This window comes from Megasphaera sp. MJR8396C (assembly GCF_001546855.1).
GTDB lineage: Bacteria > Bacillota > Negativicutes > Veillonellales > Megasphaeraceae > Megasphaera.
The window spans coordinates 98,465-111,656 of the sequence record NZ_KQ958161.1 but is presented as its reverse complement, the minus strand read 5'-3'; the positions used below and the strand labels follow the sequence as shown (position 1 = coordinate 111,656).

Annotated in this window: 13 protein-coding genes and 1 riboswitch; all 13 genes read left to right on the top strand. The window is 51.2% G+C overall.

Features of this window, described 5'->3' with window-relative positions:
• The first annotated feature begins 356 nt into the window (after nt 1-356).
• Nucleotides 357-491, top strand: a complete 135-nt coding sequence (gene rpmH, locus HMPREF3201_RS11335; RefSeq protein WP_071822304.1) for a 50S ribosomal protein L34 — start codon at nt 357-359, stop codon at nt 489-491.
• A 75-nt stretch (nt 492-566) separates the two neighbouring features.
• Nucleotides 567-920: a ribonuclease P protein component gene (rnpA, locus tag HMPREF3201_RS03770; RefSeq protein WP_044503417.1), complete on the top strand. Its 354-nt coding sequence runs from the start codon at nt 567-569 to the stop codon at nt 918-920.
• 6 nt (nt 921-926) lie between these two features.
• On the top strand, nt 927-1,136 hold the full coding sequence (gene yidD / locus HMPREF3201_RS11330; RefSeq protein ID WP_071822302.1) for a membrane protein insertion efficiency factor YidD: 210 nt from the start codon (nt 927-929) through the stop codon (nt 1,134-1,136).
• A gap of 57 nt (nt 1,137-1,193) precedes the next feature.
• Entirely contained in the window at nt 1,194-1,856 is a 663-nt protein-coding gene (locus HMPREF3201_RS03765) for a YidC/Oxa1 family membrane protein insertase (RefSeq protein WP_062411809.1), read from the top strand.
• Nucleotides 1,853-2,650: an RNA-binding cell elongation regulator Jag/EloR gene (gene jag / locus HMPREF3201_RS03760; protein ID WP_062411808.1), complete on the top strand. Its 798-nt coding sequence runs from the start codon at nt 1,853-1,855 to the stop codon at nt 2,648-2,650. Before HMPREF3201_RS03765 ends, jag begins: the two co-directional genes overlap by 4 nt.
• A 72-nt stretch (nt 2,651-2,722) precedes the next feature.
• Nucleotides 2,723-4,099: a tRNA uridine-5-carboxymethylaminomethyl(34) synthesis GTPase MnmE gene (gene mnmE, locus HMPREF3201_RS11735; protein WP_062411807.1), complete on the top strand. Its 1,377-nt coding sequence runs from the start codon at nt 2,723-2,725 to the stop codon at nt 4,097-4,099.
• A gap of 12 nt (nt 4,100-4,111) precedes the next feature.
• Nucleotides 4,112-5,986, top strand: a complete 1,875-nt coding sequence (gene mnmG, locus HMPREF3201_RS11730; protein WP_062411806.1) for a tRNA uridine-5-carboxymethylaminomethyl(34) synthesis enzyme MnmG — start codon at nt 4,112-4,114, stop codon at nt 5,984-5,986.
• Nucleotide 5,987: 1 nt separating this feature from the next.
• The gene (rsmG, locus tag HMPREF3201_RS03745) at nt 5,988-6,698 is read left to right on the top strand and encodes a 16S rRNA (guanine(527)-N(7))-methyltransferase RsmG (RefSeq protein ID WP_062411805.1); all 711 of its coding nucleotides are present in this window, start codon (nt 5,988-5,990) and stop codon (nt 6,696-6,698) included.
• A gap of 16 nt (nt 6,699-6,714) precedes the next feature.
• Nucleotides 6,715-7,737 carry a D-alanyl-D-alanine carboxypeptidase family protein gene (locus HMPREF3201_RS03740; protein WP_062411804.1) on the top strand — a complete coding sequence of 341 codons (1,023 nt, stop codon included), beginning with the start codon at nt 6,715-6,717 and terminating at the stop codon, nt 7,735-7,737.
• A 47-nt stretch (nt 7,738-7,784) separates the two neighbouring features.
• Nucleotides 7,785-7,870: riboswitch (ZMP/ZTP riboswitch) on the top strand.
• 82 nt (nt 7,871-7,952) lie between these two features.
• On the top strand, nt 7,953-9,200 hold the full coding sequence (locus tag HMPREF3201_RS03735; protein WP_062411803.1) for an L-lactate MFS transporter: 1,248 nt from the start codon (nt 7,953-7,955) through the stop codon (nt 9,198-9,200).
• Nucleotides 9,201-9,444: 244 nt separating this feature from the next.
• Nucleotides 9,445-10,206, top strand: a complete 762-nt coding sequence (locus tag HMPREF3201_RS03730; protein WP_062411802.1) for a DeoR/GlpR family DNA-binding transcription regulator — start codon at nt 9,445-9,447, stop codon at nt 10,204-10,206.
• A complete protein-coding gene (gene pfkB / locus HMPREF3201_RS03725) occupies nt 10,203-11,108 on the top strand; it encodes a 1-phosphofructokinase (protein ID WP_062411801.1) in 906 nt (301 codons plus the stop codon). Before HMPREF3201_RS03730 ends, pfkB begins: the two co-directional genes overlap by 4 nt.
• A 71-nt stretch (nt 11,109-11,179) precedes the next feature.
• Nucleotides 11,180-13,123, top strand: coding sequence for a PTS fructose transporter subunit IIABC (locus HMPREF3201_RS03720; protein WP_062411800.1), 1,944 nt, complete (start codon nt 11,180-11,182; stop codon nt 13,121-13,123).
• Nucleotides 13,124-13,192 lie beyond the last annotated feature (69 nt).

The window sequence follows — 13,192 nt, the reverse complement described above, 5'->3', positions numbered from 1 at the left end:
TGTACGAAAAATTTAGGTGTGTATATTGGGCGTTCATATGTGTACAACTTCATTGTGGACAACGTGAACAAATGAAATGTAAAAAGCCGGAAAGCCGATGTACATCGAGTTTCCGATTCTTTCCACTTATCCACAAAATGTGGATGGATTGTTGACAACTATATTTATCTATCCACATTCTACAACAAAACCCAGGTTATGGGAAGAAATTTTTGTTGGAATACTTATACATCGGGTATTCTCAAATGGAATAAGTGCCTAAAAATAAGGCTTGACAGGCTGACCATCGCTTACTATAATTAACCTGTTATGGTGTAAATCAATTACTGTCAATGATGGAAAAGGAGGTGTCTAGCTTGAAACAGACATATCAGCCGAATACATTGTGGAGAAAAAGAACTCATGGTTTTCGTGAAAGAATGAAGACTAAGGGCGGCCGCATGGTTTTAAAAAGAAGACGCATGAAAGGCAGAAAAAAACTCTCTGCTTAATTATTACGAGATAAACAGAAAAGTTCCGGCATGTGGAATTTTTCTGTTTTTCTAGCATTACTAGGACAATTATGTATGTATGAACTAACGAAAGAGCAACGGCTGTGTAAAAATCGCGAGTACCAGCTCGTATATCGCCGCGGAAAGTCGTATGTCAATCGCCGCGTCGTTTTATACGTTCTGCCGCGATCGCCAAAGCAACCGACCCGCATCGGTTTTGTGACGGGGAAAAAAATCGGTTGTGCCGTTGAGCGCAACCGCTGCCGCCGCCTGATGAAGGAAGTATACCGTCTCCATCAGTTTGATCTGAAGGACGGCTTCGATTTAGTCCTCATTGGCCGCAGCAGTCTGAAATATGCCGGATATGCAGAAGCTGAACAGTCCATTTTGCAGTTATTCCGGCATGCCAGGGTATTGAAAAAGAAGTGATGATGCATGAAATGGTGTTTCATAGCCCTGATTCGGGGCTACCAGTTATTTATATCGCCGCTTCACCGGCCATGCTGCCGGTTTTATCCCACTTGTTCTGCCTATGCTCTTGAAGCATTGCAGAAATACGGTGCGTTAAAAGGGAGTTACTTGGCAATAAGGCGCATTTTAAAATGCCATCCCTTTCATAAAGGTGGATATGATCCCGTACCGTAAATCCTTATTTTTACAACTGAACAGGAGTTGAGCACATTGGGCTTTTTCAGTGGAATAATGGATGTCCTCAGTGGTATTATGACGACATTTATGAATTACTGTTATGCATTCACCCAGAATATGGGCTATCCGAGCTATGGCATTGCCATTATCTTGCTCACCTTGATTATTAAATTGGTGCTGTCGCCCCTTACGGCGAAACAGATCCGCTCCATGGAAGGCATGCAGCTTTTGCAGCCTAAGATTAAAGAAATTCAGAAGAAATATAAAGGAAACCAGAAGAAGATGCAGGAAGAAATGTCTAAACTGTATCGCGAAATGGGTGTCAACCCCTTGTCGGGCTGCCTCCCCATTCTCATTCAGATGCCTTTCCTTATTTCTATATTCTATGCTTTAAGAGAGTATCCTTATGACCCGGCCTTTGAAAGCTTTTTATGGCTTCCGAGCCTCGGTCAGCCCGATCCGATTTATGTCATGCCGATCTTGTCGGCTATTTCGACGTACTTTATTCAGAACCAGATGTCCGGCGCACAGGTAGCGGCATCGGATGCCCAGGCCAAACAGCAGAAAATCATGAAAGTCGTCATGCCGCTGTTCATCGGCTGGATCAGTCTCAACTTCCCGAGTGGTCTGGTCATTTACTGGGTTGTTTCCAACCTCTTCCAGTGGGGCCAGCAGATGGTTATGGCTCACCTCAAGAATAAAGGAGCACAAGCATGAGTACTATCGAAGCAACAGGAAAAACGATCGAAGATGCCGTGCGCTCCGGTCTGGTGCGTCTCGGCAGAATGAAAGAAGAAGTTGACATCGAGATCTTAGAAGAACCGAAAAGCGGTTTCTTTGGGTTTGGCAGCAAACCGGCTCGTGTCCGTATTACCGAAAAAGCTGATGTAACGCCGGTACCGTCTGAAGTCATTCAGGCCGAACCGGAAACGGAAGTATCCGCTGCTGAACCGAAAGCAGCTGACGTCGTGAAAGCTGTCGAAGTCGCTGAACCGGATATGATGGAAGATGAACCGTCTGAACCGGCTGTACAAGAACCGGAAGAAGAAGCTTTTTCCGCAGAAGAAGCAGCCGCTAAAGGCAAGGCCTTCCTGCAGGAAGTGTTGAAGAACATGGGCATCGATGTGGTCATTGAAAAGATGATCAAGTCCGATAAAATCCTTCTTCATCTCCACGGCAAGAACTTAGGCATTCTCATCGGCAAGCATGGCCAAACCTTGGATGCCCTCCAATATTTGACCAACCTGACGACCAATCAGGGCGAAAATGCACGGTATTTCATCATGCTCGATGTTGAAAACTACCGTCATCGCCGGGAAGAAACGCTGAAGCAGTTGGCTCATCGCCTGGCGAACCGGGTCAAGCAAAACGGCGAGTCCGTTACCCTGGAGCCGATGAATGGTTATGAACGAAAAATCATTCACGTAGCCCTGCAAAATGACTCGGAAGTACGGACGGAAAGCGAAGGCAAAGATCCGTACCGTCACGTCGTCATTTATTATCAAGGATAAAGTATAAAGATAGATATGAAAAAGGAGTTGTCGCTGACAACTCCTTTTAGACTATGGAAGGAGTCCTATATGATGTATGATACGGCCGATACGATTGCGGCCATTGCAACGCCCCTCGGTGAGAGCGGCATCGGCGTCATTCGTATCAGCGGCAGTAAGGCTTATGCTGTCGGCGATGCCGTTTTTAAGAGTTCCTCTGAGGTTCCTTTAGCCGATCGGCGAGACCGTTCGATCCAGCACGGTATGATCGTGTCCGATGACGGGCGGCCTATTGATGAAGTGTTACTGCTCATTATGAAAGGGCCTCATTCATATACAGCGGAAGATGTCTTGGAAATCCAGTGCCATGGTGGCTATAAGGCCTTAGAAGAGATATTGGCGCTGGTCCTTTCTCACGGCGCCCGACTGGCCAATCCCGGCGAATTTACGCAGCGGGCCTTCGTAAACGGGCGCATCGACCTTGCCCAGGCCGAAGCCGTCATGGATGTTATCCAGGCCAAAAGCGATCAGGGCCTTACCAGTGCCGTAAGCCAGTTGGAAGGCCGCCTGTCCAAGGCGGTCGGTGCCATGCGCAAGGAACTGACCGATTTTATTACGCGCCTGGAAGTCATGATCGATTATCCCGAAGAAGACTTAGAAGAGATTACCGTCCCTGACGTTGCCGGTGCCATTAGGACGCAATTAAAAGCCCTCGATGAGATGCTGGCCGCTTCGCGGGAAGGGCGGATGATTCGCGACGGCGTCATGGCCGCCATTGCCGGCACGCCGAACGCCGGCAAGTCGAGTCTTCTCAACTGCCTGCTTCAAAGCGACCGGGCTATCGTCACCGATGTGCCGGGAACGACGCGGGATGTCCTCGAAGAGTGGATTTCTTTAAAAGGCGTTCCCGTCTGCCTGGTCGATACGGCAGGGATTCGCGAGACCGAGGATCGGGTCGAACAGATCGGCGTGACCAAGGCCAGGTCCTATATGGATAAAGCCGATATCACCGTCGTCGTCATCGACCGTTCCCGTCCCCTTTCCGAGGAAGACAAGGGGATTTTAGCGTCTACGACTGATAAGAATGCCCTCATCGTCCTCAATAAACTCGATTTACCGGCTGTCGTCAGCGAAGGCGACCTCAGGGACTATCACCATCCGGTCTTGTCCATTTCGGCCAGTACCGGCGAGGGCCTTGAGGCGTTAAAAGACCAACTTTTGGAACAGGCCCTGCCCCGGACCAATCAATCGGGCAGTGCCCTGTTAACCAATACGCGTCATATTGAACTGGTCCGCCAGAGCCGGGAAGCGTTGAACCGGGCCTTGACGACCATGGAAGACGGCATGCCTGTCGACTTTGCCGTCGTCGATTTACGGGAAGCCTGGAGTCTGTTGGGCTCTATTACCGGGGATACCGTTCATGACGATATCGTTGAAGAAATCTTCAGCCGATTCTGTTTGGGAAAATAAAGAGGTGTAACTATGTTTACCGTCGATACATACGATGTCATCGTCGTCGGTGCCGGCCATGCCGGCTGTGAAGCGGCTCTTGCCAGTGCCCGCTTAGGTGCCAAGACGCTGATTGCTACTTTAAATTTAGATAATATTGCCCTCATGCCGTGTAATCCGGCCGTAGGCGGTCCCGGAAAGAGCCATTTGGTCCGGGAAATCGATGCCTTAGGCGGCGAAATGGGGCTTAATACCGATGAAACGTGCCTGCAAATGCGGATGCTCAATACGGGCAAGGGGCCGGCTGTCTATTCGCTGCGGGCTCAGTCCGATAAGAAGCTCTATCAGATGTCCATGACCAAGACCCTGGAAAACCAGGAAAATCTCGATGTCAAACAGCTCATGATTACCGATTTGCTGCTGGAAGACGGCGTCGTTTCCGGCGTGCGGACGGAACTGGATGAAGTCTATAAGGCTCCCTGCGTCATCTTGGCCACGGGAACCTATTTAAAGGGAAAAATCATCATTGGCGACTGCACCTATTCCGGTGGACCCATCGGCCAGCGCTCGGCAGAAGATTTGTCGGGATCCCTTTTAAAAGCCGGTCTCAAGCTCATGCGCTTTAAAACCGGTACGCCGGCCCGCGTCGATCGCCGTACCCTTCGGACCGACGAAATGACCAAGCAGGAAGGCGATAAAGACGGCCATGCATTTTCCTTCTTGTCGGAACGGAAGAACCGTAATAAGGCCTGCTGCTGGCTGACCTTTACCAATGAAGAAACGCATAAAATCATTCGCGACAACCTCGACCGGGCGCCGATGTGCAACGGCGTCATCGAAGGCATCGGCCCTCGCTACTGCCCGTCGATTGAATCGAAAATCGTCCGCTTTGCCGATAAGAAGCGGCATCAGCTCTTTGTCGAACCGGAAGGGGAATCGACGGAAGAAATGTACGTCCAGGGCATGAGTACCAGTATGCCTGCCGATGTTCAGTATGCCTTCTTGCGGACCATTCCAGGTCTTGAAGACGTGAAAATCATGCGGCCTGGCTACGCCATTGAATACGACTGCCTCGATCCGACGCAGCTCACGCCGTGGTTGGAAACGAAAAAGATTCCCGGCCTCTTTTCAGCTGGTCAGGCCAACGGTACCAGCGGCTATGAAGAAGCGGCTGCTCAAGGGCTGATTGCCGGCATCAATGCCGCTTTAAAAGTACAGCATAAAGAGCCCTTCGTCCTGACCCGTTCGGAAGCTTACATCGGCGTCCTCATCGACGATTTGGTAACGAAAGGGACGAATGAACCGTACCGCATCATGACCAGCCGCAGTGAGTACCGCCTCATCTTGCGGCAGGACAATGCCGATTTGCGCCTGACCCAGAAAGGCTACGACATCGGCTTGGTCACGGAGGAACGATATCAGGCCTTCACGGCCAAGAAACAGGCCATAGAAGCCGGGATTGCAGCCTTGAAGGAGATTTCGGTTACGCCGTCTAAAGAAAATCTGGCAAAACTTGAACAACTCGGTACGGCACCTATCCATACGGCGCTTACGGCCTATGATCTGCTGCGTCGTGACGATGTGACCTATGCGTCGTTGCAGACCGTCTTTGACCTGCCGGACTTACAAGAAGACGTCGAAGAAGAAATCGAAATCACGATCAAGTACGAAGGTTATATCAGCCGCCAGATGGAACAGGTCGACAAGATGAACCGCCTGGAAAAGAAGAAAATGCCCGAAGGCATCGTCTATGCCGACATCGATACCTTGTCGGCCGAAGCGCGGCAGAAACTCGATGAAATTCGACCCTTGTCCTTAGGTCAGGCCAGCCGTATCTCCGGTGTTTCACCGGCCGATATTACGGCCCTGCTCATCCTCTTGGAACAACACAACCGGGGGGATAAGTAATATGTTTCGCAGCGAATTACAATCGGCCCTGACGGCTATGGGGCTTTCGATTACAGAGGACCAGCTCCGCCAATTCGACGTCTTTCAGGAAGCCTTGATCGAAACCAACAAGGTCATGAACCTGACGGCCATTACCGAGCCGAAAGAAGTCGCCATTAAGCACATGGCCGACAGCCTGTCCTGCTATGAGGAAGACTGCTTTACGGCCGGGGCGTCCGTCCTCGATTTGGGGACCGGCGCCGGCTTTCCCGGCCTGCCGCTCCTCATCTATCGTCCCGATTTGAAGGTCACCTTCTTTGACTCCCTGCAAAAACGCCTTACTTTTTTGCAGAAACTGGTCGATCAATTGGGACTTTCGGCTGAGTTTCTTCACGGGCGTGCCGAAGATGCGGCCCATCAGCCCGTCTATCGCAGTGCCTTTGATGTCGTGACCAGCCGGGCTGTCGCCCGTTTGAACGTCTTGGCCGAATGGGCCCTGCCGTATGTGAAACAGGGCGGTTATTTCATTTCCTTGAAGGGCGCCCAGTATGAGGACGAACTGAAAGAAGCTGAAAATGCCCTGAAAATGTTAGGCGGCAAGGTAGCTCGCGTCAAAGCCGTCGAGATTCCGGGACTCGATGAGGTGCGGGCCGTCATCTATATTCAAAAGGTGGGCGAAAGTCCTAAAAAATATCCGCGCAAGCCGAAAATGGCTGTAAAAAATCCTTTATAAAGGGAGAGGTGCAATTATGTCTTTAAAAAGAATGCTATGTCTCGCCGCTGTTGCTTGTCTTACCCTGGCAGCTCCGGTCTTTGCCGATGAAATCCAAAAGCCTGATATCGAAGCTCATGCAGCCTATGTCATGGATGCCGATACGGGCGATGAACTCTATTCCAAAAATGCCGATGACCTGGCCTATCCCGGCAGTACGACGAAAATCATGACGGCTATCCTTGGGATTGAGCTCGGCAAGGAGCAAGCTATGATGGATAAGCCCCTTCATATCACCGATGATATCTATGACATCGACAGTGATGCCTCGGTCCTCGGAATCAAGCCCGGCGATCAAATCACCCTCAGTAATGGCCTGACCGGCATGATGCTCGTATCGGGCTGTGATGCGGCTGTGGCTGTCGCCGAAACGGTAACGCCGACGGAAGCCGATTTTGTCGCTAAGATGAATGAAAAAGCTGCTGCCTTAGGTGCCACGCATACTCATTTTGCCAATCCTCACGGCCTTCCCGACAGCAACCACTACTCGACGGCCCGCGACATGGCTGTCATCGCCGCTTATGGCATGAAGCTTCCTGAATTTCAGAGTATGGTCAGCCGCAGCGAATTCGACATGCCCTACATGGACGGCGGATTTAAACACTGCGTATCGACCAATGAATTTTTGACCAGCGGTTTTGAAGGTGCCAACGGAATCAAGACCGGTACGACCAATGCCGGCGGTCCCTGCCTGGTCGTTTCGGCAACGAGAGACGGCCGGACGGTCATCGCGTCGATCATGAATTCGAGCGACCGTTATGGCGATGCACAGAAACTGATGACCTATGCTTTTTCGGCCCTGAAACCGACGGAAAACGTTTACATCGTGCGCCATGCACCGGCAGGACAGACCTTGTCCGATATTCAGGAAAAGCAGCAGCAGGCTGCTGAATTAGCATCGCAGCAGACGACGGAACAGACCTCCGATGCCTCACAGACTGAAAATACGCCATCTCAGGCTGTGGACAAGGACTACGTTCCCTTTACGCCTGCCGCTTAAAAATGGATATTGACAAAATAAATCAATATTCGTATAATAACATCAGCAGATTCGTACAGGACTGACGGAATCAAGTGGAGCAACCACGTGAACTGTACGAAGTCATTTCATGCCGACCGTCTGGGCAAGTGTATGCTACTAACATATTCTTGGGCCCGGGGGTCGGCATATTTTTTTGACCTCCAGGCTCCCTACCTGGAAGGAGATAATGGATCATGAAAAGAAATCGCTGGCTCATCGCCTTATCGGCCATCGGCCTCCACATCTGTATCGGCAGTGTCTACGCTTGGAGCGTCTTGACCAAGCCGATCATGGAAGCCATGGGCTTCAGCCTGCAGGAAACGACATGGACTTTTTCGTTAGCTATTTTATTCCTCGGTTTATCGGCAGGTTTCTTAGGAAGCTTCGTTCAGAAGATCGGTCCCCGCAAATCGGGTCTCTTATCGATGTCTTTCTTTGTATTGGCGATGTTCGGCACGGCAGCGGCTCTTTATGTACACAGCCTGCCCATGCTCTACCTGTTCTATGGCGTCATTGGCGGTATCGGCCTGGGAACGGGATATATTACGCCGGTATCGACGCTGGTCAAGTGGTTCCCTGAAAATCGCGGCTTCGCAACGGGCCTGGCCATCATGGGTTTTGGCTTTGCCAGCCTGATTGCCGGTCCTGCCATGCAGATTCTGGTTCAGTCCTTTGGCCTGGTCGCCAATTTCATCATTCTCGGTATCGTCTACATGGTCATCATGACAGCGTCTTCCCTTTACTTAGCTCCTCCGGAAGAAGATGCGGCTGCTGAAGCTAAAAAGAAATCGACCGTTGAATACGCCGATGCCCAGCCTCAGTTTACCGTTCGCGGTGCGATGAAGACCTGGCAGTTCTATGCCATCTGGTGGCTCTTCTTTACCAATATTACCTGCGGCATCGCCCTCCTGGCTGTCGCCTCTCCCATGGCTCAGGACGTCGTCGGCATGTCTCCCATGGCCGCCGCTTCCATGGTCGGTCTCATCGGCCTTTTGAACGGTGCCGGCCGCATCGCCTGGGCGACCGTTTCTGACTATATCGGCCGTTCGTCGACGTATGTCTTATTCTTCGCCATTGAAATCCTCGCTTTCTGGCAGTTGGCTAATGTAAGCAGTGCTTTCAGCTTCCAGATTTTACTCTTGCTCATCATTACCTGCTACGGCGGCGGTTTCTCCTGCATGCCGGCTTACCTCAGCGATCTCTTCGGAACCAAGTACCTCAGTGCCATTCACGGCCGGGTACTGACGGCCTGGGGCGCTGCCGGCGTCGCCGGTCCGGTCCTGGTATCGATCATCAAGGAAACGACCAACAGCTACGCTGCGACGCTGTACTTCTTCGTCGGAGCCTTCGTCGTCGCCTTGGTCCTGATGGCTTTCTTGAAATATCAGACCCGTCACGGCATTGAAACGGCAGGACAGCCGTCTCGGAGTGCCGGTATGTAAGTGCTTTCCTAAACCTGAACATTTTTCGAATCGATTGATCCGTTTTCTATGGAAGGAAATTGTCTCTTTAGTGACAGTTTCCTTCTTTCTTTTTAAGGTTATGTGAATAAAATCACTTGAATGAGTTGAGCACATAAATGAAGGAATTTGATTGCTTTTTGATTATAATGGCTGTATTTGATTGAAAATGAACGAAAATAACGATATAATATGGCAAGAGGAGGCTGGAAAAGGAAGTGATGCGATGCTGACTGAAGAAAGACATGAAAAAATAATGCGACTCGTCAATACGAGCGGAGCCGTATCTGTTCAGGATTTAGTTGGTTTTTTAAACATCTCGGAATCGACAGTCCGCCGGGATTTACTGACCCTTGATCGGGAAGGCCGCCTGCGCCGTGTCCATGGCGGAGCGACGACGCTCCGTGACGATTCTTTATATGAAGCGGATATGGAAAATCTGCAGGATAAATATTCCATTCACATGAGTGAAAAGCGGCGTATTGCCCAGTATGCAGCCCGACTGATCCATAAAGAAGACTTCGTCTATCTGGACGCCGGTTCGACGACGGAACAGCTCGTCGATTTTCTGGCCGGTTCAGAAGCGTCGTTCGTGACCAATAGTATTCCCTTGGCCCAGAAATTGGGCCGCATCGGCGGCAGGGTGTACATCGTGCCCGGCCGTGTGAAGGGCGATACTGAAGCTATCGTCGGCAGTGAAATGAGAGATATGATTGGCCGATACCATTTTACCAAGGGCTTTTTTGGCGCCAATGGCGTTGCTGTCCATTCCGGCTGTACGACGCCCGATGAAGAAGAGGCTGTCTGTAAGAGAGCCGCTATGGGGCAGTGCTTGGATCGTTTTGTCTTGGCCGATTCCAGTAAGTTCGGCTTATCTTCACATATTACATTTGCAGAATTATCAATGGTTACGCTGATTACGGCGCGGGACGATGAAAGCCTCGATTACAAACCGTATCAGCAAATGACGGAGGTGCATATCCTGTGATTTATACAGTTACGTTCAACCCATCCTTAGATTATGTCGTCCACATGAAGAAGTTTACAGCCGGCGATATCAATCGGGCAGAGCAAGAAATGATTTATCCCGGCGGCAAGGGCATTAACGTGTCCCTCGTTCTCGGCAATCTTCATATCCCGTCGAAGATGCTGGGCTTTGTGGCCGGCTTTACGGGTAAGGAAATCGAACGGCTGGCAAAAGCCAACGGCGGAGATACGGATTTTATCCTCCTCGATGAAGGCTGCTCGCGTATTAACCTCAAGGTCAGCGCTGACGATGAAACGGCTGTCAACGGCATGGGCCCGAATATCCCGGAAGATAAACTGAATGCCCTCTTGGCCCAGATCGACGCCCTTTCCGACGGCGATACCTTGGTCTTGGCCGGCAGTATCCCCAGCGATATTCCCGACGATATCTATGAACAGATTTTGAAACGCCTCCAAAAGCGGGATATCCGCGTCGTCGTCGATGCTACGGGTGATTTATTGAAAAACGTCATTAAATATAAACCGTTCCTCATTAAACCGAATAATTTTGAATTAGGTGAACTGTTCAGCGTCGACCTCAAGACCGATGACGAAATCATCGTCTGCGCCAAACAGCTGCAGGCCATGGGTGCCCGCAACGTCCTCGTTTCCCTCGGCGGCGACGGGGCTCTTCTTCTCGGCGAAGACGGAAAGGTATACCGCCGTCCGTCGCCGAAGGGGACGCTGGTCAACTCTGTCGGTGCCGGTGACAGCATGGTAGCCGGATTCCTGGCAGGTTTCGAATCGTCTAAGGGCGACCTCAATGAAGCGTTGAAGATGGGCATCAGTGCCGGCAGTGCTTCGGCCTTTAATGAATGGCTGGCCACGGAATCCCAGATTCGGGACATTTATTCCCAGTTATAAGTCAGGCTGTATTTTTCATATTAGAGAATTGAATTGTATAGAGAAAATTAAAGAGAGAAGGAGAGATGTAGATGCGTATTGTAGATTTACTCAAGAAGCAGAGCATTGACCTTAACGCCGCTGTTGCCGATAAGACAGCGGCCATTGGCCACTTAGTCGACCTCATGGAAGCCGGCGGCAATTTGAATAACAAAGAATTGTACAAAGAACGCGTTTTGGCTCGTGAAGCTGAAGGCAGCACGGGGATTGGCGAAGGCATTGCCATTCCTCACGCTAAGACCGAAGCCGTAAACGAACCGGGCCTGGCATCGATGATCGTCCGTGACGGTGTCGATTACGAAAGCCTCGACGACGAACCGGCTCATCTGTTTTTCATGATTGCGGCACCGGCCGGCGGTGCCGACGTCCACTTGGAAGTGTTGAGCCGCCTGAGCCGCATGCTGATGGATGATGATTTTCGTGATGCCTTGATGCAGGCTAAGACGCCGGAAGAATACCTTTCGACGATCGATAAAGCCGAAGCCGAACAGATCAAAGCCGAAGCTGAAGAAGCTGCGGCGGAAGCGGCTGCTGAAGAAACACCGGCTGAAGAAGCGGCTCCGTCTGAACGCCCCTTCGTCATCGGTGTTACGGCATGCCCGACGGGGATTGCCCATACCTACATGGCTGCTGAAGCTTTGGAAAACAAGGCAGCTGCCATGGGCGTCGACATCAAAGTCGAAACCAACGGTTCCGGCGGGGTCAAAAATCACTTGACTGAAGCCGATATCAAACGGGCTGTCGGCGTTATCGTCGCCGTCGATAAAGACGTACCGGTCCAGCGTTTTGCCGGCAAAAAGGTTATCTTCACCAAAGTTGCCAATGGCATTAAGATTCCGGAAGAATTGATTCAGACGATCCTCGACGGCAAGGCCCCTGTTTATCAGGGCGCGGAATCGTCTTCTGAAGCGGTAGCTGTTGAAAGCGCCGAAAAAGAAGGCGTCGGCCGTCAGATCTATAAGCACTTGATGAACGGCGTATCCCACATGCTGCCCTTCGTTATCGGCGGCGGGATTCTCATCGCCTTGGCCTTCCTCTTTGATATGGATAATGCCGGGGCCGCCAACTTCGGCAGCGGGACACCGGTGGCAGCCTTATTGAAAAACATCGGCGGCCTGTCCTTCAGCATGATGATGCCGATCCTGGCCGGTTACATTGCTATGAGTATCGGCGAACGGCCGGCTCTCATGCCCGGTATCGTCGGCGGTTTCCTGGCGACAACGGGCGGATCCGGTTTCTTCGGAGCCCTCTTTGCAGGCTTCATTGCCGGTTACCTGGTCCTTTTATTGAAAAAAGTGTTGTCGGTCCTGCCGGAATCCCTGGAAGGCACCAAGCCCATCCTGTTTTACCCGGTTTTCGGTCTGATTCTCATCGGCCTCATCATGACCTTTGTCATCAATCCTCCGACGGCTATCTTCAATACCTGGTTGTTTGACAGCCTCAACAGCATGACGACGTCGAGCCGTATCGTCCTCGGCTTCGTCCTCGGCGGCATGATGTCTATCGACTTTGGCGGTCCGATCAACAAAGCGGCTTACGTCTTTGGGACGGCATCGCTCATGAGCGCCACCGGTCAGGCTGTCAGCTCGGGCATCATGGCATCGGTCATGGCCGGCGGCATGGTTCCCCCCCTGGCTATCGCCTTGGCGATGTTGATCTTTAGAAATAAGTTTACGCCGAAAGAACGGCAGTCGACGATTACCAACTTTATCATGGGCCTGTCCTTCATTACGGAAGGCGCCATTCCTTTCGCGGCTTCTGACCCGCTTCGCGTCATTCCGGCCTGCGCTATCGGTTCTGCTGTCGCCGGCTCGCTGTCGATGCTCTTTGGCTGCGCTCTTCCGGCACCTCATGGCGGTATTTTCGTATTCGGTGTCATCACCAATTGGCCCATGTATATCGTCTCGTTAATCGCCGGTGTCATCGTGGCAGCTATCTTACTTGGTATTTTCCGCAAAAAACGTCCTCAAGAGTAATTGCGTAATTTCCATAAATCAAGTACACTATATAATAGAGTTTTATCTCAACTATTCCAAACACGTATT